General features: G+C 45.4%; 13 protein-coding genes. 5 read left to right on the forward strand and 8 right to left on the reverse strand.

Annotated features, from left to right (window positions below):
- Positions 1 to 117: 117 nt before the first annotated feature.
- The gene (locus tag RSC70_RS11885; protein WP_332542508.1) at positions 118 to 3,723 is read right to left on the reverse strand and encodes a response regulator; all 3,606 of its coding nucleotides are present in this window, start codon (positions 3,721 to 3,723) and stop codon (positions 118 to 120) included.
- On the reverse strand, positions 3,716 to 4,330 hold the full coding sequence (gene evgA / locus RSC70_RS11890) for an acid-sensing system DNA-binding response regulator EvgA (RefSeq protein WP_040047297.1): 615 nt from the start codon (positions 4,328 to 4,330) through the stop codon (positions 3,716 to 3,718). The genes RSC70_RS11885 and evgA overlap by 8 nt, the downstream gene beginning before the upstream one ends.
- A gap of 675 nt (positions 4,331 to 5,005) precedes the next feature.
- Between evgA and adiC the strand changes: the two genes are divergently transcribed.
- Both adiC and RSC70_RS11900 read left to right on the forward strand, forming a co-directional pair.
- Complete coding sequence (gene adiC / locus RSC70_RS11895) at positions 5,006 to 6,334, forward strand: arginine/agmatine antiporter (protein WP_025801093.1); 1,329 nt, start codon at positions 5,006 to 5,008, stop codon at positions 6,332 to 6,334.
- An 81-nt stretch (positions 6,335 to 6,415) separates the two neighbouring features.
- Complete coding sequence (locus RSC70_RS11900; RefSeq protein WP_332542510.1) at positions 6,416 to 8,722, forward strand: Orn/Lys/Arg decarboxylase N-terminal domain-containing protein; 2,307 nt, start codon at positions 6,416 to 6,418, stop codon at positions 8,720 to 8,722.
- A 101-nt stretch (positions 8,723 to 8,823) separates the two neighbouring features.
- Here RSC70_RS11900 and RSC70_RS11905 read toward each other — a convergent pair whose 3' ends face one another.
- Positions 8,824 to 8,979, reverse strand: coding sequence for a hypothetical protein (locus RSC70_RS11905; RefSeq protein ID WP_227660532.1), 156 nt, complete (start codon positions 8,977 to 8,979; stop codon positions 8,824 to 8,826).
- Here RSC70_RS11905 and RSC70_RS11910 point away from each other — a divergent pair.
- From RSC70_RS11910 to RSC70_RS11920, 3 genes are read left to right on the forward strand one after another with little or no spacing between them, the layout of a single operon-like run.
- Positions 8,978 to 9,121 (forward strand): YtcA family lipoprotein, encoded by a 144-nt coding sequence (locus tag RSC70_RS11910; RefSeq protein WP_265332015.1) that lies wholly within the window; start codon positions 8,978 to 8,980, stop codon positions 9,119 to 9,121. The two genes, RSC70_RS11905 and RSC70_RS11910, sit on opposite strands and share 2 nt — an antisense overlap.
- Before the next feature lie 12 nt (positions 9,122 to 9,133).
- On the forward strand, positions 9,134 to 10,153 hold the full coding sequence (gene mdtN / locus RSC70_RS11915; RefSeq protein WP_130932839.1) for a multidrug transporter subunit MdtN: 1,020 nt from the start codon (positions 9,134 to 9,136) through the stop codon (positions 10,151 to 10,153).
- 11 nt (positions 10,154 to 10,164) lie between these two features.
- On the forward strand, positions 10,165 to 12,132 hold the full coding sequence (locus RSC70_RS11920) for an FUSC family protein (RefSeq protein WP_332542512.1): 1,968 nt from the start codon (positions 10,165 to 10,167) through the stop codon (positions 12,130 to 12,132).
- A 93-nt stretch (positions 12,133 to 12,225) separates the two neighbouring features.
- Here the strand turns inward: RSC70_RS11920 and RSC70_RS11925 are convergent, their stop codons facing one another.
- The 5 genes from RSC70_RS11925 to RSC70_RS11945 form a co-directional block, all read right to left on the reverse strand.
- Positions 12,226 to 18,606 carry an Ig-like domain-containing protein gene (locus tag RSC70_RS11925; protein ID WP_332542513.1) on the reverse strand — a complete coding sequence of 2,127 codons (6,381 nt, stop codon included), beginning with the start codon at positions 18,604 to 18,606 and terminating at the stop codon, positions 12,226 to 12,228.
- 1,301 nt (positions 18,607 to 19,907) lie between these two features.
- Positions 19,908 to 21,287 carry an ATP-dependent RNA helicase DbpA gene (gene dbpA, locus RSC70_RS11930; RefSeq protein WP_432707154.1) on the reverse strand — a complete coding sequence of 460 codons (1,380 nt, stop codon included), beginning with the start codon at positions 21,285 to 21,287 and terminating at the stop codon, positions 19,908 to 19,910.
- Between the two features lie 209 nt (positions 21,288 to 21,496).
- Positions 21,497 to 21,760, reverse strand: a complete 264-nt coding sequence (locus RSC70_RS11935; RefSeq protein ID WP_040046064.1) for a YdgH/BhsA/McbA-like domain containing protein — start codon at positions 21,758 to 21,760, stop codon at positions 21,497 to 21,499.
- Between the two features lie 157 nt (positions 21,761 to 21,917).
- A complete protein-coding gene (locus tag RSC70_RS11940) occupies positions 21,918 to 23,321 on the reverse strand; it encodes a GH1 family beta-glucosidase (RefSeq protein ID WP_130970226.1) in 1,404 nt (467 codons plus the stop codon).
- 147 nt (positions 23,322 to 23,468) lie between these two features.
- Positions 23,469 to 24,041, reverse strand: coding sequence for a C40 family peptidase (locus RSC70_RS11945; RefSeq protein WP_234619676.1), 573 nt, complete (start codon positions 24,039 to 24,041; stop codon positions 23,469 to 23,471).
- Positions 24,042 to 24,370 lie beyond the last annotated feature (329 nt).

Raw genomic sequence — 24,370 nt, forward strand, 5'->3', positions numbered from 1 at the left:
ACCTATGAACAAGGCGATTGAAACAGATAAAAGAATTTAATGGCTCCATCCTCTCTATCTCAATTTTGACAAAAATTGGGAGAGAGGATGGAGCCATTTATTTTACGCAAACACTAATCATGTCGGTGAAAAGCTATTAATCGCCTCTCTTAAACGATTGAGCTCAACCTCAAGCAATTTCATTCCATGATCAATGGCTGAATCATCAGCTTGAACGACTGAATAGTTCTCTAATTTTTCCGCTAATTCCTGTAATTTCGCCGCGCCAAGAATTTGAGCAGTGCCATTAATACGATGCATATGCATTTTAAATGCGATCCAATCACCGGCTATTTTGGCCTCCTGAGCAGCTAAAAAATCTTTATCATTCTCACGCAGAGATTGCGCCAACATCTGCTGCATTAACTTTGGATCATTTAATGCCAGCGATTTTAGTGTCGCAAGATCAATAATCTCGTCTAGCTGGTAAGTCATATTTACTGTTCCCACAGAGGCCAATGCGGAAGCCAATTGTTGCAAATTTATTGGTTTAAAAAGACATGCATTCATGCCAGTAGCAAGACATCGATCCTTTTCCTGCGTTTGAGCATTGGCGGTTAAGCCCCAAATAACGATATCACTATCAAAACTTCGAATATGACGGGTCAAAGTCACCCCATCCATATTCGGCATATTGACATCCGTTATTACCAAGTCATAGCTATTTTCATTTATCAATATCAGCGCAGCATTTCCATCACTCGCTTCATCGACTTTATATCCCAGCGTATCTAATTGACGGCGCAGCAGCAGACGGTTAACCGGATGATCGTCAACGATTAATATTTTTAGTTTCTTGGCTGGATACACGGCAGGCTGGAGGTCATCCGAGCTAATTATATCTTCATGAGATACCGCAGTTACCAGGTCGATCGTCATCGTTGTCCCTTGTCCAACCTGACTCAGCAGAACCAGTTTTCCATTCATGCGCGTCACTAACTCTCGGCAAATCAAAAGCCCTAACCCAGAGCCTGTCTGTCGTTTACCCGTTTCAGTTTGACTGTATGGTTTAAAGAGCCGTTCCTGATCTTCTTGGCTAATGCCAGCACCGGTATCTGTCACTCGTAACATAAGCTGAGTTTGGCCAGAACCCGTGGCAATGGACTCTGCACTAACCTCAACACCACCGCTTTCTGTAAATTTTATGGCATTGCTCAGCAAATTAGAAAGCAACTGTTTAGTTGCCTGAGGATCTAGACGTAAATATTCCCCTTTGACCAACCGATTAACAAAGGTGAGTTTTAGCTGTTTCTGCTTGGCAAGACCTTCGAATCCTCTCATCACCGTCGTAATCAGCACATCGAGATTGACCCAATCTGGAGATAATTCAAAGCTCCCAGATTCGATTTTATTCATATCTAAAATGTCGCCGATCAATCCTAGTAATGACTGTGCTGTGGCGTAAGCCAGCGAAATAGACTCTTTATCTTCTTCAGGGCTTTGGTTATGTAGCGCCAGTAATTCAAGGAATCCCATTACCGCACTGACTGGCGTGCGAATCTCATGGCTCATGCTGGCCAAGAAGGTGCTTTTTGCCTCATTAGCCTGAATCGCTTTATCTTTTTCAATTTGCAATGCGCTGAGCAACTGTCGGGATTCAGTCACATCTTGCCAGCCACAGATTAGCGTTGGCATAACATTGTCTGACGGCATAACACAAAGCGTAATCCAATGAATAATATGGCGATCCTCCCGGCCATTGTTCAGCATAATGCTATGTTCAATTACCTTATCTGGGATCAGACCATTTTGAATGTCTCGATTGAGAACAGAAAAAATACCCGACAGCGGATTACGACTATCAAATAACGATGTTGAGGTCACATTTTTCTGGTCCGTTGAAAAAAATGACATAAAAGCGCTGTTATAACTTTGCACCTGACCATCGAGAGAAATGGTGTAAACAGGTATAGGGATAGAATTGGATAGTGTTTTTCTAAAGCTGAGTTGATTCTCTAAGTCCGCCTGAGATTGTTTTCTCATACGAACTTCCCGTGATAGATATCCACCCCATAACAAGAAGCTCAAAATAATAAAAATAGATAACGTAATGACAATATAAAATTGCTTGTTATATAGATGCCAAGTGTCAATTTTTATATCAGGTAGCTTAACCCATTTTGAGGAAATAAATAATATCGATTTTGGCGGGATATTATCCAACGCTTTATTCAATATCTGCTTTAACTCTTGATCCCCACGCGGGATAGCAAAACTGACTAAGGCCGGAGCTTCATCCGCCATGATCTCATATTTGAGTTGATTTGGATAATAGTGGTCTATCATGTAACGGGCGGTTAGCTGTGTTGATATGACAGCATCAACTTTTCCCTCAGCCAATAGATTGAGTCCAATGCTGGTATTTTCGACCTGTACCAGATCGATCCCAGGATATTTAGTATGTAATTTTTCCGTAAGTATATGCATAGTAGTCACTGCTACTTTCATACCCGGCAACAACTCAGTTTTGCCAGAAGAAGTTCTCACTACGATAGCAAAAGGCGTCGTAATAATGGGATGAGTAAATGAAATTAACTCCTCACGGCTAGGGCTATATGTGGCTGTAGGGAGTATATTCCAATCACCGTTTAGCATTTTATCAACCATTTCGGTATTGGAATTAGCCGTCACCGTTTCAAACTCTAAGCCCGTCTGCAAATGAATAAGATTGAGGATATCGCCTGTCACACCTCTTATTTCATTGTTTTCATCCAACAAAGTAAACGGCGCATAATACGGATTAATTAATACTTTAAGCTTGGGATGTTTCTCTAACCAACGCTGTTCCTGAGGGGTTAGTGATAGAGGTTTCGTCAAAAGCGCGGGATTACCGCTCTCTAGCCACGGCTGAGAGATGTGATTAGTAATAGGATTTGTCAATCCTGCTAAAAAATTATTAATAATAGGAATTAGAGGTGATTGCGTATCTAGAGCGATAAACTGATTATGTATTGGTGATGTACGCCAGAATTTTATAATACTTAATGACTGATGGAAATCACGCATGATACTTGTGCCACTGGCAAGATTATTACCAATGAAATAATTACTTTTTTCGTTATATAACGAAGCAAGACCCTGATATGCAGTCTCATAGTGAACAATTTTTGCATTCGGGAATGAAGCTTTCACAAACTGTTCGCTAGGATATCCCTCTGCAATAGCAATGGTTACCGGACTATCCGTATGTAGCGGTTGCATAACATTTTTTTGCGTGGTGACTAAGGCAGGATAGGCGCTTACCATTGGCAAAGATGCAATAAATGGTGCCACGGCATTAAAATTTGTTCTAAGCGAGGTCAGCACTAAATCAGCTTTACCTGTTTTGACAGCATTCAAAGCAAACTCTTCGCTTTCATAGCGGTCAATTTTAACGTTGATACCCAACGCTCTCTGCAACAAAGACAGATATTCAGCATTCATCCCACGGAAACGACCAGAGGAACTATCCAACATCAGCGGTGGCGACTCAGGGGAATAGACAGCCACAACTAAGGTTTTTTTCTTCGCCAGCCACAACTGCTCAGCAGTGCTCAATTTGAGATTAGGGAGCATGGGCCCGCTATTACTAAAAATATCCAGCCTTATGGGTTCTTTACCAGCAATCGCCCCCTGAGCAACGAATAGCGTTCCAATGAAAAACAGCGTAAATCTGAGCAAGCGTTGCAGCATAAAATCAGCCAATTTTATTTCTATTTGATAAATTAAATAATTCCATCAGAGACTTACACTCCAGCTTTTCCATTAGACGACTTTTGTAGGTACTTACTGTTTTGCTGCTAATATTCATCTCAGTCGCAATATGCATGTTATCCACGCCATTTAAAATATAGCGCATAACTTTTATCTCTTGTGTTGATAAGGAATCCAATTTTTCTTGTTCTGATGTTAGTTTACCGACAAAGCTATCCAATGAAAAAGGAAAATAACTATAGCCATTACGCGCAGCCTTTACCGCTGCCACAATATTAGACATGCCCTTTTTCTTGCTCACGAACGCATTTGCACCTGCATCGGCGCTACGTTTACCATAAAAACGATCGTTTTTAGCGGAAACCACCACGATAATGCAGCTGTTTTGTTGTCTTCTCAGCTTCTCGACAACTTCGATTCCGCTCAGTACAGGGATATCAATATCGACAACGACAATATCTGGCTGCATTTCTTTAATAACCTGTAGGGCTTCCGCGCCATCTCCAGATTCAGCAATCACGTTAATACCATCATTTTCCAGCAAATTTCTGATTGCCACTCTTGCTAGGGGATGGTCGTCTATGATTATCGCACTCAACTTGTTATTTTCACTCAACATTGCTACCTCAAAAATAAACCGTACTGTATTGATAAATATAGAGGAAAACCTCAACAGCGATTTCAGCAATGGCGAAGGCCATAACGTTTTTCGTGATGAGAGTCCTATCACTTTTATTGATGTAGACTACCTTGAACACGCCTTATCGGCTCCAGCTTTGCGAGGAAGGGTTCATTGATTGCAAACAAGAAGCACGCTACAACGTCATCTTATAAACAAAAGAATAGTAATATGTTCTCGATAGCGCGAATGTAGAATTGAGTTGATTATATGCTAATAAAATAAACAGTAGCTAAATGAAACCATTAGTTTATATATTCCACATGCTTAATTTTATTTCTCACCCACTGCTTGGTGCTACATTATTCCCTCATATATCTTATACATACGCTACCTGATACCTACAAGCGTAGGACGCCACCTACCCATAAAAAATGCTGAGTCTTATATATTTGAATTACTGCAACAGTTATAGTTTTCTACATAAACTTCACTCACACATTTTTAATCCACCTCTAATCAGAACGACATCTGTTTATATTAGTGAGAGTTTAATATAGGCCCCACCGTAACTAAAAATATTAAAACTCACTTAAATAACGTTGCTCAACCTAATATTTAATTAAACAAATAGGAACCGTTAAGGTTATATATATGGCAATTGAATCAGATTCACATAAGGTAGGTCTCATACCTGTAACTTTAATGGTTTCAGGTAATATTATGGGGTCAGGTGTTTTTCTCCTTCCTGCAAACCTAGCATCCACGGGCGGCGTTGCTATTTATGGTTGGCTGGTCACCATCATTGGGGCTTTAGCGCTATCGATGGTGTACGCCAAAATGTCCTCGCTAGATGCCAGCCCTGGCGGATCTTATGCCTATGCTCGTCGCGCTTTCGGTCCATTTATCGGATATCAAACTAACCTGCTGTATTGGCTAGCCTGTTGGGTCGGTAACATTGCGATGGTTGTTATCGGCGTTGGCTATCTCAGCTACTTCTTCCCAGCGCTAAAAGACCCAATGATCATGACGCTGACCTGCGTTTTAGTCCTCTGGTTCTTCGTTATTTTGAACATTATCGGCGCCAAAATGATAACGCGTGTGCAGGCTGTGGCAACGGTGTTAGCACTGGTTCCTATTCTGTCAGTCGCTATTTTTGGCTGGTTCTGGTTCAGCGGCGATACCTATATGGCCGCATGGAACGTCAGTGGGAAAGGTACGCTGGGCGCCATTCAAAGCACCTTGAACGTTACACTATGGTCATTTATCGGCGTAGAGAGCGCGTCCGTTGCTGCTGCCGTGGTAAAAAACCCGAAGAAAAACGTCCCAATTGCCACCATTGGTGGTGTACTGATTGCCGCCGTTTGCTACGTACTCTCGACCACCGCCATTATGGGTATGATCCCGAATGCAGCGCTGCGTGTTTCAACCTCTCCGTTCGGTGATGCCGCGCGTATGGCATTAGGTGAAACCGCGGGCGCTATCGTGACATTCTGTGCCGCAGCCGGTTGCCTTGGTTCATTAGGTGGCTGGACATTACTTGCCAGCCAAACCGCTAAAGCAGCCGCTGACGATGGTCTATTCCCACCAATCTTCGCTAAAGTGAATAAAAAAGGTGTTCCGGTCCAAGGTCTTATTGTGATCGGCATTCTGATGACAATATTCCAAGTCGCTTCGATATCGCCTAATGCAGCTGCGCAATTTGGTATTGTCTCTTCAGTTTCCGTTATTTTTACCTTAGTACCTTATCTTTACACCTGTGCAGCGCTCCTGCTTGTGGGACACGGTCACTTAGGAAATCAAAAAGGGTTATTTGCGTTTATCACATCGGTTGCCTTTGCTTATTGCATATGGGCTGTTATTGGCTCCGGCGCACAAGAAGTCATGTGGTCGTTTGTTGCGTTAATGGTCGTAACCGCACTCTACTCTTTAAATTACAACCGAACACACAAAAATCCATTCCCGCTGGATGTTCAAGCTTAATAACAACACTAAGTGGCCTAGTTATCGCTAGGCCACAAAAAGTTATTTAATAGTTTATTTAATTAATAGATAGGACTAAACATGATTGAATTAAATCATCTCAAAAAACGTAAAGTACTAGTGGTAAATAGTGACATTACAAATAGAAATACTGCTAATGGGCAGTCCATCTGTAATTTAATCGAGGCTCTAGAAGAAAGGAACCTCTCGGTTATCGTTGCGACAACCTATAACGATGGAATAGCGAGCATTACCTCTGACGCCTCTATCTGCTGTGTATTCGTAGATTGGACATCTGAAGAAAACAATGCTGATTCACACAGCCATGCATTAACGCTTTTACAGGAAGTTCGTCGTCGAAATAAAACCGTACCCATATTACTGATGGCGGAACGCGCCTGCCTAGAAACGCTGACGCTCGACACCATGGAGTTAGCGAATGAGTTTGTGTGGATGCAAGAAGACACCGCTGAATTCATTGCCGCACGCAGTGAGGCCCTGATCAAAAAATACTTCAATCAACTGTTACCTCCTTTCACAAAAGCCTTATTCGATTACACTAACGGTTCTCCAGAATACTCATGGGCAGCACCAGGTCATCAGGGCGGTGTCGCATTTACCAAATCGGCAGTTGGCCGTGAATTCCTTGATTTCTTCGGCGAAAATCTTTTCCGTACCGATACCGGAATTGAACGTGATTCGCTCGGATCGCTGCTCGATCACAGCGGCCCAATCAAAGACTCCGAAGCTTATGCCGCCAGAGTATTTGGCGCTCACCAAAGCTATTCCGTTCTGAATGGCACATCAGGTTCTAACCGTGCCGTCATGTCAGCCGTCGTTGGAGAGGGGCAATTTGCGCTCTGCGACCGAAACTGCCATAAATCCATCGAGCAAGGGCTGGTGATGACCGGCGGGATCCCGGTGTTCTTCATTCCAACACGTAACCGTTTTGGCATCATTGGACCAATCCCTAAGTCACAGTTCCAACCAGAATCTATCCAGCAGAAAATCGATGCGCACCCGCTGAAACAGCTTGCCGTTGACCCTAAGCCGGTTTATTCCGTGGTCACCAACTGTACTTATGACGGTATGTGCTACAACGCGAAGCAGGCTCAAGATCTTCTGGCTGAAAGCGTTGATACTATTCATTTTGATGAAGCATGGTATGCCTATGCACGTTTTAACCCACTCTATCGCGATCGTTTCGCAATGCGTGGAAATCCGACAGAACACGACGCAACTGGTCCAACGGTATTTGCTACACAGTCTACTCATAAGCTGTTAGCGGCGCTTTCTCAGGCTTCCTACATTCACATTCGTAATGGCAAAAAACCCATTGAACACTCACGTTTCAATGAGTCTTACATGCTGCAATCCACCACCTCGCCGCTGTATGCCATTATCGCGGCCAATGAAATCGGCGCAGCCATGATGGATGGCCAGCAAGGTGAAGCGCTGACTCAGGAAGTGATTGATGAAGCGGTCGATTTCCGTCTAGCACTTGCAAAAGCTCACGCCGCTTTTGCCGCCAAAGGGGAATGGTTCTTCTCTCCATGGAATGCGCCAGACGTGATTGATGCAGAAACGGGTAAAAAAGTGCCGTTCTTGAATGCGTCAAAACAGCAGCTCACAACCGATCCTGAGTGCTGGGTGCTTCGTCCGGGTGAAAATTGGCATGGTTTTGAACAGTTGGAAGACGACTGGTGCATGCTCGACCCAATCAAAGCCGGCATTTTAGTACCTGGCATGGGCGACGACGGCGAGATGCAGGAAACCGGTATTCCTGCCGCTGTTGTAACCGCATTCCTTTACCAGCACGGTATTGTGCCTTCACGCACCACCGACTTCATGGTGCTATGCCTGTTCTCTGTGGGGATCACCAAAGGCAAATGGGGAACGTTAATTAACGTTCTGATCGAATTCAAAAAACATTACGACAGCAATACGCCGCTGTCGGTCTGTCTACCTGACCTTGCCGCATCTCATGTTGAGAACTATGCCGGTATGGGCATGAAAGATCTGTGTGATGAGATGTTTGCCTACATGAAAACCAGCCAGATGGATAAGCTTCAGGCAGCCGCCTTCAGCCACATCCCAACACCGGTTAAACTTCCTCGTGCTGCATTCCAAGATCATATGGCCGGACGCTGCGAATTACTGTCGCTTGATAAACTTGCCGGACGTATTTCCGCCGTTGGAGTGATCCCTTACCCACCGGGTATTCCGATTGTGATGCCAGGCGAAAGCTTCGGCACCACTGAGCAACCATGGCTGCAATATATTTATAGCATTGCGCAATGGGGCAAGAAATTCCCAGGTTTCGAAAAAGAGCTTGAAGGCGCTGAGCTGAAAGATGGCCAATATTATATATGGGCACTAAAAGACTAAGTCGCTCTATAAAATAACCCATAAAAGAGATTCTTAATGAATCTCTTTTATTTCATTTCTATTAACCCCTCGTGATTTTATGAAAAACTCCATGCAGAAACTTATATGCAGAAATTAGCGACTAAATGCATCCAGTTCCATTCAGCAAAAGCGATCGGTTTAGCTTTTATTATTCTGTCTCTAACGGGTTGTTCCTGTGCACCATCAATAGTTCTCTTTGGCGCATCATTTCCTGACTGGCTGATATGTTCAGCCATTGGCGTTATTGCTATGACACTTATGCACACAATGTTAAGGAAAGGCGAACACCAGTGCTGGCTTGAGCCTGCCGTGATTGTCTACCCCTGTGTTACGGCTCTCAGCGCAATGTTGACTTGGTTGTTGTTTTTTACCCATTAAGAGAAATACAGAATGTCCCTTAAGAATAAGTTTTATATTTGTTTGCTCGTATTTGTAACGTTAATTGCGCTATGCATTGTGATGCTAAAGATCGATGAAGCTCCACAAACTGACGATGCTTATATCTATGCGGATACCATTAATGTGGTTCCTATCATTGAAGGGCATATAGTGACGATCCCCGTCAAAGATAACCAGCTGGTTTCCAAAGGCGATCTGCTATTTAAAATTGATCCAAGACCCTATGAGCATGCCATTGAATCTGGCACCGCCCAGCTTGCTACCTTAGATGAACAAATAAAGCTCGCACAGCGAACTGTTGATGCTCAGCAATACAATGCTCAGGCCGTTTCAGCGAAAGAAATCAGCGCCAAAGAGAACTACCTGCAGGCACTCAGCACCTACCAACGTATATTGGCGCTTAAAGGCAAGGGATACGTTTCCGCAGAAGAGTTTGATCAAGCTAGAACGGCAAAAAATAGCGCCGAGGCGATGTATAAAGCCTCTCGCAGCGAAGTAGAACAGGCCAAATCGGCGGTAAGCAGCGTAGATGCACTTATTGCGCAGCGTAAAGTTGTCTGCGTGGATATCGCAAAAGCCCAGTTAAACCTTGAATATAGTGAGATTCGTGCGCCTTTCGATGGTCGAGTGGCCTCCCTGAATACCACTATTGGGCAATATGCATCGCCGCAACAGTCGGTAATGACGCTCATTGATACCCAAGCATGGTATGTCGTGGCTAATTTCCGTGAAACCGACCTAAAAAATGTCTGTAGCGGTGTTCCTGCACGTATATACGTCATGGGCGATACAGGTAAATCCTTTACTGGTAGCGTTGATTCTGTAGGCTACGGCGTATCTCCTCAAGATGGCGGCATGAGCAACGGACTCCCGTCAGTTGCACGTACCATTAACTGGGTGCATGTATCCCAACGCTTCCCTGTCAAAATTCGCGTCGATAACCCAGAGCCTGCGCTATTTCGCGTTGGTGCCTCGGCGATTGCCATCGTCTATCGAGATACCGCACCCTAGAGGAAATCAGAATGAAATCATTTGACCTCTTCGTCTCTCGATTTTATCAGGGGCTTGGGTTTTATCCGGGCCGAGCAAATCAGATCCTGCGAACCACCGTGGCCTGTATCATTGTGGTTATTCTCAGCCAAACGTTACAGATCCCCGATCTAGCGCTATCACTTATCGTGGTCTTTTTTGTCACCCAAACCAATATTGTGGTGACCAAACTCACCGGCCTATTTTTTATTATTTCTATCGCGCTGGCCGTAGCAGCGTCGCTGTTAATTTTAAAAATAACCTGGGACGTGCCTTTTTTACGCATTTTACTGGCATCATTGGTGGCTTTTATTAGTCTATTTATGATGCGAGCCTCAAAATATGGGGTGATATTCTACTTAGTCGCTCTAATCGTTATTTTTTCACAAAGCTTTGTTGATGTAAGTTCAGATTCAGAAGAGATCATCAGAAATATTTTGTGGGTATGGGTGGCGATGACCTATGCCATTGCCGTCACTCTCATTATTAATGCTTTATTTCTTCCCTCAGAACCGGAGAAATTACTCAATAAAACGCTTATATCGCAACTTAACCATATAGCTGATCTCTTAACTCCCAACAGTGAGCTTAAGAGAAAAGAAAATACCCTCGCCTCGATTGGTCAAGATTTACAATCGCTGTATAAACTACTGCAATATACCAAATCCCGCGATCGGTTAAGTGCCAACGATCATACGGCGCAGTTAGCAACGGTGACAATGGTTTCTGAACTACGCTCTCTTTCGTGCCATTTGCCTGTGGAATTGATTAATCCCAAAGCCCGTGATGCAGCCTTAAGTATTAAGTCTGTTTGCGAAGGTATGGCAGCCGGTTTAAAAAAAACCTCAGATTGCCTTACACCAACGAGCATCAATACGAATGCAGAAAATGTCACCTTAAACCAAATGGCAAAGGTGATAAATAATTACGATCAAAATAAAAATGTCTCTTACAACAATATCCCGAGCCAAAAGAAAAATTTCTCATTCTTCGTTCCTGATGCATTCTCAAATAAAATCTATGTTACCTATGCATTAAAAACGTTACTTAGCGCGCTGATTTGCTATGTTTTTTATACCGCCACTGACTGGTTTGGTATTCACACCATCATGCTGACCTGCCTCGTTGTGGCACAGCCAGGTTTAGGAAAAACGCAGCGAAAAATCACACTGCGTTTATTAGGTGCTATTGCTGGAAGTATCGCCGCGCTGGTTGCCATTGTTTTTATTCTGCCTAATTTAACCACGCTATTTGGGCTGCTATTACTTTCAGTTCCTATCTTTATGCTTTGTTCATGGGTTGCCACTGGCCCAGAGAATATTAGCTATGCTGGCATCCAAATGTTGCTGACCTTCTCACTTGCCGTTCTCAATGGTTTTACACCGGTCAACGATCTCACTGAGGTACGCGACAGAATTGTCGGCGTCATTTTAGGTATTATTATCGCAGGGCTGATTCAAACCTTAATCAAGCCCGAAAGAAATGGCGAAGTATTACAGCTTAAACTCGCTGGCCTAATGGACTTAATGAAAACCAGCCTATCCATGAAAAATGCTACCGAAGATAAACGAGGTGCGTTAATGGTGAGCTTTAAAGGGTGTAAGGATTTAGCTACTGAGATAGCCCTTGAGCCCACTTGGATGAAAACAGAAGGTTCCCATGATGGGACTTGTCAGAAGTTGCAGGAGGTTATGCAACAGGCAAAAAGCATGCTGATCAATACTGATGCTGTGGTGCTTTGGTGTCAGCAAAATGCTCCGGTTAATCCCGTAGTTGGATGTTTTATCCAACAAAATGTAGAGAACATCGGCGTTATTGCTAAACGGTTAAAAACGGGGGAGAAAAACGATAATATGACTCTGCCTGATTTACCGAAAGGATTATCCAAAGAAGTATCGACTATGCTCACTTTGCTCAGTGACTCAATGGAAGGTTTCTGGAACTCTATTAAAAAATTATAATTTTTTGAACATTTAAAATCCGACTAACACATCCATATGAAAAAGCACAAGAGCGGTAGAGATACTACCGCTCTTGTGGCTAATTAATATATTTTATTGCTTAACCCAATTACTGCCATTAAAGAGGAAGTTAGCTGGGGTATTACTAGATTTATTCATAGTGAGAGTGTTTCCACTGTAGCTTACCTTAGTCTCTTGGCTGGCCTCTGAAACTATTCTCACCGCAGATCCAGTTGCTGCTGTAGCAGGGAGTGTGACGCTACCAGACCAAGAACCATCTCTGAAACTATACAGAATAGATTCATAGTTATTTAACGATGCGGCAACTGTTGTACTTAGAATCTGACTTCCATTTGAAACGGATTGTTGAACAAAGTATCTGTTTATCACTATGCTTAACGAACTCACGTTAAATGCAGCACTGTTTACACGAGCCGTGACGGTTGTTTTTCCAGAGCCATTCAGCGTAGTGCTTCCGGACCGCACAGTTGTCAGGTCTGCGCTATAAACCCCCGTACTCGTTTCTTTAACTGTCCCTACAGTCGATCCATTTAAGCTTGAAACGAAAGCAACGGTTTGCCCGCCGACATTACGCCCAAATGAATCTTGTAGCGTCAAGGTGAGTTTAGATTTTGTAGTGCCATCAGCCTGAATCGTCATTGGTGTTGCACTCAATGATGATTTTGCAACCACTGGCTCTCCAACAACGAATGTGACACTTACTTTCTGACTATCTCCATTGACTGTTGCCGTTACCGTGCTTGAACCCACTTGTGTACTTGTTAACGTCGTAGTAGCGACCCCGGAATTATCTGTCATCACTTTGCTATTAATCACTTTAGCGGTGTTATCAGCACTAAAGACGACCTCAACACCTGGTACTACGTTGCCATAAGCATCAGTGACTATTGCCTGAACTTTGTTGGTTTTAACACCATCAGCAACTGCACTATTGTTTACAACTGTTAACGCCTTGCTCGCTATTCCCGCAGTGCTGCTGTCAGGTATAAAGGTGATGTCAGCGGTGCTGCTCTTACCGTTGACCAATGCAGTAACTTCATAGCTGCCAGCTTTGGTACTAGTCATGGTGCTAGTCGCAATACCAGACTCGTTAGTGGTGGCTTCCGCCGTCCCTACTTTCACATCTTTAGACGTACTGAAGCTTACCGCAACATTTGGCACCGGATTTCCGTTGGCATCAGTCACAATGACCTGAACTGCATTGGTGGCAGTACCATTGGCAATTTCATTGTTGGTGGTAACCGTAAACGCGCCGCTGGCGATTTCCGCCGTGCTGCTGTCAGGCATAAAGGTAATATCAGCGGTGCTGCTCTTACCGTTGACCAACGCGGTAACTTCATAGCTGCCAGCTTTGGTACTAGTCATGGTGCTAGTCGCAATACCAGACTCGTTAGTGGTGGCTTCCGCCGTCCCTACTTTCACATCTTTAGACGTACTGAAGCTTACCGCAACATTTGGCACCGGATTTCCGTTGGCATCAGTCACAATGACCTGAACCTCATTGGGCGCTGAGCCATTGGCAGCGGCATCATTAGTTGTGACCGTAAACGCACCGCTGGCAATTTCCGCCGTACTGCTGTCAGGTATAAAGGTAATGTCAGCGGTGCTGCTCTTACCGTTGACCAATGCAGTGACTTCATAGCTGCCAGCTTTGGTACTACTCATGGTGCTAGTCGCAATACCAAACTCGTTAGTGGTGGCCTGCGCCGTACCTACTATCACATCTTTAGACGTACTGAAGCTTACCGCAACATTTGACACCGGATTTCCGTTGGCATCAGTCACGACAACCTGCACCTCATTGGTGGCAGTACCATTGGCAATTTCATTGTTGGTAGTCACCGTAAACGCGCCGCTGGCGATTTCCGCCGTGCTGCTGTCAGGTATAAAGGTAATATCAGCCGTGCTGTTCTTACCGTTGACCAACGCGGTGACTTCATAGCTGCCAGCTTTGGTACTAGTCATGGTGCTAGTCGCAATACCAGACTCGTTAGTGGTGGCTTCCGCCGTCCCTACTTTCACATCTTTAGACGTACTGAAGCTTACCGCAACATTTGGCACCGGATTTCCGTTGGCATCAGTCACAATGACCTGAACTGCATTGGTGGCAGTACCATTGGCAATTTCATTGTTGGTGGTAACCGTAAACGCACCGCTGGCGATTTCCGCCGTGCTGCTGTCAGGTATAAAGGTAATGTCAGCAGTGCTGCTCTTACCGTTGACCAACGCAGTGACTTCATAGCTGCCAGCTTTGGTAGTAGTCATGGTGCTAGTCGCAATACCAGACTCGTTAGTGGTGGCCTGCGCCGTACCTACCATCACATCTTTAGACGTAGTAAAGCTTACCGCAACATTCGGCACCGGATTTCCGTTGGCGTCGGTCACGATAACCTGCACCGCATTGGTTGCTGAGCCATTGGCAGCGGCATCATTAGTCGTGACCGTAAACGCGCCGCTGGCGATCTCCGCCGTGCTGCTGTCAGGCATAAAGGTCACCTCGGCTTTGCTGCTCTTACCGTTGACCTGCGCCATGATCTCATAGCTGCCCGACTTAGTGCTGCTCATGGTACTGGTCGCAATACCGGACTCGTTAGTGGTACCTGTTGCGGTGATCACTTTCACGTCTCCCGGGGCACTGAAGCTTACCACGGCATTCGGCACCGGGTTCCCGTTAGCATCGGTCACGATAACCTGTACCGTGTTAGTGGCTGACCCGTTGGCAACGGCATCGTTGCTGGTGACCGTGAAAGCACCACTGGCGATTTCTGCCGTGCTGCTGTCAGGCATAAAGGTAATATCAGCGGTGCTGCTCTTACCGTTGACCAACGCGGTAACTTCATAGCTGCCAGCTTTGGTACTAGTCATGGTGCTAGTCGCAATACCAGACTCGTTAGTGGTGGCTTCCGCCGTCCCTACTTTCACATCTTTAGACGTACTGAAGCTTACCGCAACATTTGGCACCGGATTTCCGTTGGCATCAGTCACAATGACCTGAACCTCATTGGGCGCTGAGCCATTGGCAGCGGCATCATTAGTTGTGACCGTAAACGCACCGCTGGCAATTTCCGCCGTACTGCTGTCAGGTATAAAGGTAATGTCAGCGGTGCTGCTCTTACCGTTGACCAATGCAGTGACTTCATAGCTGCCAGCTTTGGTACTACTCATGGTGCTAGTCGCAATACCGGACTCGTTAGTAGTCGTTGCTGTAGTGATCACTTTCACGCCTTCCGACGCACTGAACTTCACCGCGATATTTGGTACTGGATTTCCGTTGGCATCAGTCACGATGACCTGAACTGCATTGGTCGCTGAGCCATTGGCAGCAGAGTCATTAGTTGTGACCGTAAACGCGCCGCTGGCGATTTCCGCCGTGCTGCTGTCAGGCATAAAGGTAACATCGGCTTTGCTGCTCTTACCGTTGACCTGCGCCGTGACCTCATAGCTGCCCGACTTAGTGCTGCTCATGGTGCTGGTTGCAATACCGGACTCGTTAGTGGTGCCTGTTGCGGTGATCACCTTCACGTCTCCTGGGGCACTGAAGTTTACCGCGGCATTCGGCACCGGATTCCCGTTGGCATCGGTCACAATAACCTGCACGCCGTTGGTGGCCGTCCCGTTAGCGGGCGCATCGTTGGTGGTCACCGTAAACGCACCACTAGCGATCCCAGCCGTGTTGCTGTCAGGAATAAAGGTGATATCAGCTTTGCTGTTTGCACCGTTAACCTGAGCGCTCACCGTGTAACTACCGGCCTGAGTGCTAGTCATGGTGCTAACAGCAATGCCGGCCTCATTAGTAGTGGCTTCTGCAGTTCCGACCTTTACGGCTCCCGGTGCACTGAACTTCACCGCAACATTCGGCACTGGGTTTCCATTGGCGTCGGTCACGACGACCTGAACCGCATTAGTCGCTGAGCCATTGGCAGCTGCGTCATTAGTCGTGACTGTAAACGCGCCGCTGGCGATTTCTGCCGTACTGCTGTCAGGAATAAAGGTGATATCGGCAGTACTACTCACACCGTTCACCAAAGCGGTAACCGTGTAACTACCGGCCTGAGTGCTGGTCATGGTGCTTGTAGCAATACCAGTTTCGTTGGTCGTTGTTTCCAACGTACCGACCTTCACATCTCCCGGCGCACTGAACTTCACCGCGACATTCGGTACAGGATTCCCGTGAGCGTCGGTCACCACAACCTGCACCGCATTGGTGGCAGATCCATTGGCGGCCGCATCGTTAACGGTCACTTTAAATGCACCGTTAGCAATATTTGCCGTGCTGCTATCTGGTACAAAATTCACCTGAGTTGTCTGGCTGGTATTGTTGATAGTCGCCGTGACTGTTGAGCTACCAGACTTGGTACTACTTAACGTCGTCGTAGCGATACCATCCCCATTTGTAGTCGCTTGGATGGATGTAACAATGGCACCATTAGTAGCACTGAAGGTGACAATTTCATTAGCAACAGGTTTACCAAAAGCATTGGTCACAATCGCCTGAACTTCGTTAGTGGCAACACCATTAGCTACTGCATCATTGTTAATAGTGGTAAGAGCGCCTTTAGCAATCGTGGACATTTTCCCGATAATTGCTGTAGCTGGGGAGATTTTTACGTTTTGAATCATTGGCGTCAGTGAGAATACGCCAATTTGCGTGCCGGCGGTCAACGTGGCTAAATAGGTTCCAGGGTGCGCTGAGTCAGCTCTAAATGAGCTGACTTTCACATCCGGTAGTGAACGCGAGGATTGGGTGATATTCATGGTAATTTCATCCGCAACCCCCACTACCGGCTGACCTTTATTGTCTTGCAAAACAAGCGTTAACTGTGCCGTAGATTGACCATCATTAGGCAACACAATTTCAGTTGGTGTTAATAAGCTATTGATGGCACTTACCGCAGCTGACGCCACGATTACCACGCTTTCTGCTTTAGGTGATGCGTTACCCGATTTATCATAGGCAACACCGCTAACCACATAGCTGTTGTTCGCATCGCTGCCATATTGGTATTCAGGAATAATGATGTTGAACTGCTGCTCAGAAACCTGAACAATCTGCCCGCCCTGACTCAGCAGTTCAGGTGCTGTCCACTCAATGCGTTCAACCCCGTTGGTACTATTAACAGACACACCCAGCGATTTGCTTTCACCGCTGTAGCCGCTGATTTGCGAGGCCAACCGGAGGCTAATGGTGTCTTTTTTGCGGTATTCCAACACGATGTTGTTGTTACGATCGACGAAGTCATAGCGATTTGCAGCCAGACTGCGGCTTGCGGCGAGCATACCGCTATCCAACTGCTGGCTGAGCGGTGCGCCAAGGACGTAGTTCAGATCGATGCCAAAGCGGGTATCGTTTTGGTTGCTTTTGCCCATGCGGTGATCGATGTTGAACTTCATCAGCGGGAAAGGTGAATAGTTAACGCCAGCCGTTACCGCAACCGGATCTTTTTGCTGATTATCTTTGCCAAACAGTCCGACGCGGTCGCCATAATACTGTTCATACACCAGCTTGCCGCCGATGCCCGGATAGGCAGGTAAATAGCCTTCTGTACGAATATCCCAACCGTTAGCCGGGCGTTCTTCGTAGTTGTCAAAATCCGGTGAGTTTTTCCAGTTGGTCAGACGCATGTAAGCGTTAGCAGCCACTTTGAGGAAATCGCGCTGATATTCTGCGCCGAGGCCTAAACGCGAGTGACTACGCGACCAGTCGTGATCAAAAAAGGTATTCGCCCCCAACATATAGGTACCTTCAAAATAACGGTACCCCAGCCCTAAGTTAGACTGGTTTCGGCTGTCGGTATGATGCACGGAACCCTGGGTAAAGATCTGATGGGCATTGTTTTCCCACAGCGGATACAACACATCTAGCTCAGAATTTTTTAATGAGAAATCACGGTCGGCATCCAATTTTACCCGTGCTTTTCCCTTACCGTTCAGCCAACTGGCAACTTCTTGATTCGCTTTGCTGTTCGCTGCACCCAACGCTTGGCCGCGCGCCAAATCTTTCGCGCTGTCAGCGCTGTGGTTGTTTTGTAGAAAATTACCAGCTTGCTGGGCGCGTTGAGCCAGCTCGGCGCTATTATCACTGCCGGCATCAGTAGCAATACTTTTGGATTGAGCTGGAACGTCAATCTCATCCCCAGCGCTCACTGATTCAAAACCGTGGGCAAAGGTTCGATATTGATTCAGCGTTTTAAGCTGTGCCACGGTGAGATGATGCTTCTCAGCCACCAGCGCAAGCGTATCACCAGGCTGTAAAACATAAGGAATGGTTTTCGCTGCGGCGGCCGCAGTAAAAAACTTTTTTTCTCCGGTCTCGGCTCGAGCAACCATCATCGGGGTAAATGACAGGGCGAGTGGAAATACGATCTGCATTCCGATATTGAGATGCGCAATAGCGCGGATAAAACCTTGGGTCATTTTTATTTGACCGGTAGTTGGAGGCTTTTTGTTATTCATATATGGCTCTAATAAACAAATGAAAACATACGATGTTTTGATTACGTGGTTTTTGCTGCGATGGCATATAGCCATTGAAAATCAACACTCATCTTTCTGAATGCTTGTAAATAACATTATTAAATAAAACCTAAATACACTTTATATTTGGTATTAAACCTGTTTTTCATCACTCCATTAGAATGTTTAAGGATTAAATGAAAGAAAAATCTTTCGAATGACGAAGGTAACAATAGAAATTAATATATCGACCCACTTGTCAATAATTGAGAACGACTTTCATTTCTTAAATACACTAATTGTAAAAGCTGAATTTGCTTAACTAGAGACATAGGAAGAATCAACGATAGAGACTGTTGATCCGATAGCACAGCAATATAATTTCTAGGTATCGCTTACCGTTCTAGCGCACAGAAGTTTTTCAAAAACCCCATAAACACTTAAAAAAGGTGCTCAAAAAATCGCCACAACCGCAACATTCTCGCCTAAATTTCATCGTCAAACCCAGATTAATTAGATCATTATACCAATTTTGATAAAAACGCGATCATATAATCCAAATAAACATAAAAAACAGCATTAAATTCTAATTAGTTATTTTTTATTCAACTAGCAAGCGTTTTATATGAAAAAATAAGTAAGTTTTGGATTATTTATATCGAATTTATTTTTAACGCTATTTGTTTCACTTGCGTTTAGATTACTTAATTCCGTTTAAAAAAATCAAAACAGATTAAATAAAATGAGATAAAACAATACTGAAATTGATTTCGTTTAGTTTTCATTTAAAATAAAAGCATTTTAAAATGATGATAAACAATATCTCCACTGCAACTTTAATCATGCATACGTAATTAAAAAGATGTACTTTAAATACTGAGATAACATTCAACGCTAATTATTTAGTGCGTAACAAATAAGTTGACGAGTAAGATACAGGCAATTTCAACATCATTTATAGTATCCATTGCTATATTTAGAGTATATAGGACACTTCCTCAGCAAGTGGAGTCCAAAGCCTACACATGTAGGATTCCATCTATTATCTCAGACTTGATAATCACCGCCGTTAATATAGTAAGCAGCCCATTTTGTTTAACATAAATAGAAGATGGATATTTGTTTTTTAAAATAGAGTCAACGAGAAGATTCATCCCTAATACTAAACAGGAGGATAATTAGCGTGCGTGGAATTTCAATAAGATCGACAATTGGATAAGAACAATATTCTTGAATATCTGAGGGGGATGGTATGAGCCTCCCTCATCAGATAAGAGAGGCTAGAAAGGAGAATTGGCGGATTACTTGTAAATACGAACCTTGCAGTTTTTCCCTTTGATCTTGCCTTCCTGAAGCTGCTTATAGGCTTTCTTAGCTGATGCTTTGCGGATAGCTACGTAGGCATGAATCGGGAACATATCGATTTTACCCACATCGGCGGCGGTAAGGCCTGCGTCTCCGGTCAACGCGCCCAGAATATCGCCAGGGCGGATCTTGGCTTTACGACCACCGTCGATGCACAACGTCACCATTTCAGCTTCCAACGGCTGCATCGGTGATGCCATCATTTTATCCGCAGACAACCAAGTCGGTTTCAGGCCGATATAATCTTCCAGCGCATGAGCACGCACCATTTCTGATGGCGCCACAAAGCTCACGGCTAGGCCTTTCTGGCCTGCACGTGCGGTACGGCCAATACGGTGGACGTGAACTTCAGGATCGAAAGAAAGCTCGTAGTTCACAACCATTTCCAACTCTTTGATATCTAACCCACGCGCGGCGACGTCGGTTGCCACCAGCACGCGGCAGCTGCGATTGGAGAAACGTACCAGCACCTGATCGCGTTCACGCTGTTCTAAATCACCGTGCAGAGCCAGCACGCTAATATTCTGCCCAGACAACGCCTCGTAGACGTCTTGGCAATCGCGTTTGGTATTACAGAACACCACGCATGATGCCGGTTGCAGATTGCTCAGCAGCGCTTGGAGCAACGCTAATTTTTCACCGCGTGAGGTTTCATAAAACTGTTGCTCGATATCTGGCAGCGCAGAAACATCGCCGGTCTCAATATTCATAGGCTCACGTTGAATACGCGCGCTGATGCGTTCAATACCCTGCGGATAGGTCGCAGAGAATAAAAGAGTTTGGCGTGAAGTTGGGGTGTAGCTGATCACATCGTCAATCGCATCGGCAAAGCCCATGTCCAACATGCGGTCAGCTTCGTCCAACACCAGCACTTTCATCGCATCCAAACTAACGCTTTTCTTGCGCAAATGTTCCTGAATACGGCCCGGTGTACCCACCACAATATGTGGCGCATGTACCAAAGAATCCAACTGATGGCTAATTGGCTGGCCGCCACACAGTGTCAAAATTTTGATGTTCTGGGTGAAACGCGCTAAACGGCGCAGTTCTTTGCTGACCTGATCCGCCAGCTCGCGCGTTGGACACAGCACCAGCGCCTGAGTCGTAAACTGGGTAACGTCAATCTGCTGTAGCAGACCGATACCAAAAGCGGCTGTTTTACCGCTGCCGGTTTTGGCCTGCGCCCGAACGTCACGCCCTTCTAAAATGGCAGGCAATGCAGCAGCCTGCACAGGGGTCATTGAGGCATAGCCAAGTTCAGCGAGGTTTTCTAGCTGCGCCGCTGGCAGCGTCAGGGAAGCAAAAGATTGGGTCACAACGGTTACTCTAATCAGACAAAAAATAAGGGGGAGCAAGTTTGCTGTTGAACGCGATTATAGACTCGTAGCGCCAGCGGACTTGTACTCATAGGCGCACATAATAACAGAGAAGCGGTAGGTCGAGCAGAAGTAAAAATAGCCAACATGATGAGAGAAGAAATGCGGGGAAAATCCCCGCTTGATAATCCGCGTCGTACAGTCTTGGGCTATTTATATACTTCCGCAATAGCGCTAATTTTACCGTGTTCACGGCCAGCGATAATCACGTAATATTTACCGCCTTTCTCATCTGCCAGCTTAGACAAAACTTCTTTGGCATCCATTGGCGATGTGGTTTCTGCCGTGGTGCTTACGGTACCAATTTTCGTATATTTTGCGGCTTCTTCTTTAGTGATTTCCTCTGCTGCCAAAGCGCCAAAAGATACTGAACTCACCAGAATCGCTGCGGTAATAGCTTTAATTGCTTTCATAAATCACTCCTTGTTGTTTGTCATTGGATAGAACAACTACAGGATTAAAGGTAGTACAGATTCATGAACACCGCAGGAAATGCCATTTTTTTAGTCAGAATTAAGAAATATCTCCCCTAAAAGGGGAGATAAAAAGGGAGGAATAATCAGTCCAGCACTAGAGCTCATCACCGTTTGAGCGGATCACTTTTTGGTACCATTCAAAACTCAGCTTCTTCTTGCGCGCCAAGTTATTTTCACGGTCGATATACACAAAGCCGTACTGTTTTTGGTAGCCATTGAGCCAAGACAGCAAATCAATAAATGACCAAGGATAGAATCCACGCACATCGGCGCCCTGCTCAATAGCACGACCAACAGCGCGAATATGCTCACTTAGATAGTCAATGCGTGGCTGATCTAAAACCGCACCGTCAACAATCGGATCCTTCGCGCCTAAACCGTTTTCAGTAATATAAATAGGCACTTCACCGTAGCGATGACGAATGCGGCCAATCGCGTCGGTCAGGCCTTCTGGGTAGATTTCCCAATCCCAATCGGTGTACACGCCGTTTGGATTTTTTACGATCTTGAATAAGCCTTTGAAGCCCATTCCACCGCCGCTGCCTTTCTGACCCGAGGTGTTAAGATCGAAACCTTGTACGTCATCGTTACGTGCCACCATTTCACGTTTGTAGTAATTCAGGCCGATGAAATCTACGATGTTTTCTTTCAGTAATTCGGCATCACCAGGGTGGAACTCAGGTACGCCAAATGCGGCCTGTGCCATTTCGAGCATGTCGCGCGGATATTCGCCTTTTAGCACAGGATCATACAGCCAGTGGGTGTAAATCCCTTCGGCAATCTCCCACGCGCGCAGATCTTCTGGTTCTTGGCTGATCGGATCGTTAGGTTGCAGTACGTTAACAAAACCAATTTGGCCCTTGATCCCCATTTCACGAAAACTTTTCACCGCACGGGCATTGGACAAGAAAACATGATGGCAGGCCTGAATGCCCAACTTAGGATCTTTCAGCTTCGGTGGATGCTGGCCGGTGAAATACCCCATACCAATAAAAACGATGGTTTCGTTAAACGTTGACCACAGGTCAACGCGATCGCCGAAGCGTTGATAGCAAAGACGGGCATATTCATCAAAGGCATCAACGATTTCACGCCCTGCCCAACCGCCAAATTTATCCTGCAAAGCCTGAGGGAGATCCCAGTGATACAGCGTGATCATTGGGCGAATATTGTGGCGCAAAAGCTCATCGATCAAATCGCTATAAAATTTGATTCCGGCTTCGTTCACTTCACCGGTGCCGTTCGGCAACACGCGTGGCCACGAAATAGAAAAACGATATGAGGTCATCCCCAATTCGGCCATCAACGCCACATCTTCTTTAAAACGATGATAGTGATCGGCTGCGACGTCGCCGTTTGTTCCTTCGTGCGTGGTGCCCGGCAAATGAGAGAACACGTCCCAAACAGATAACCCTTTACCATCAGCGTCATGTGCACCTTCCACCTGATACGCTGCCGTTGCGGCTCCCCAGAGAAAATCTTTTGGAAACTGGCTCATATTTTATCGCTCCGTTCATTCTGCAAATTATGCGTGATATACAGAGTATAAGATGCCATTTTCATTTACTGCAACCGGTTTCAGTAACCGGTTTCATTATTAACTTAGAGTGTGAAGGCGATCGAAAAAATCGAAGAATACGCATGCTTAAATCACGCGCACCGAAGTTTCGTAACTGTTTTCCCAATATTGGTCATCAAGGCGGGAAGTCGTTACCCCCATACTCTTTGATGCATGGATGAACTGACCATTACCCACATACACCCCAACATGTCGCGTCTCCGGCGAGGTTTTAAAGAAAACCAAATCACCGATTTTAAGCTGCTGCTTAGCAATGTGGTTGCCTGAATGAATTTGCTCTGAGGTCGTTCGCGGCAGGTTAACCGAGAGTTCGCCGAGCACACGGCGCGTAAATGCAGAGCAATCGATGCCATACTTAGAATCGCCGCCCCAAAGATATTTCACCCCCTGCCAGCGCCGATAATCCTGCAAAATCACCTGTTTGATATTGGCCTGTTGAGGATCGTTAAGGCTTTTGCTGTTGAGTGCTCCCTGATAGGAAGCTCGGTAAGAAGAGAGCGCTGAGCGGTGTTTTGCATGCAGGTTTTCATTCATCTTATCGGATTTAAAATATGTGGGTAATTCAAACGCCGATGAAGGCTGAACCACAAACGCGCCGGAGCAAAATACAACAGCTGAGATAAGTTTTCGAAATAACATTTTGAGATCATCGTAGAGGGAAAAGAGCGTCCTTAAGAGGCATAGCGACTGGCCTCAACATCAAGGGCTTCACGCTGAATCACATCCATTGCAGGGTGAAAACTACACAGCTATTCGCCCAGTCTCCACTGAATCAATCTTGAAGTTATACTTACGAGTTAATTATATGTTTTATGAATTTATGTTTTGCTTGGTGAACCATAGCGTTAAAACCAGAAGGGAATGTTAATAAGAAAATTTGTCAGGAATAAAAATTAAAAAAACCGCCAAAGAATGGCGGTCTAGACCCAAAATAGTTCAGGGGGTTTGAAAGTGTGACGGGGGCTAAA

This window comes from Hafnia sp. (genome assembly GCF_036648275.1).
GTDB lineage: Bacteria > Pseudomonadota > Gammaproteobacteria > Enterobacterales > Enterobacteriaceae > Hafnia > Hafnia alvei.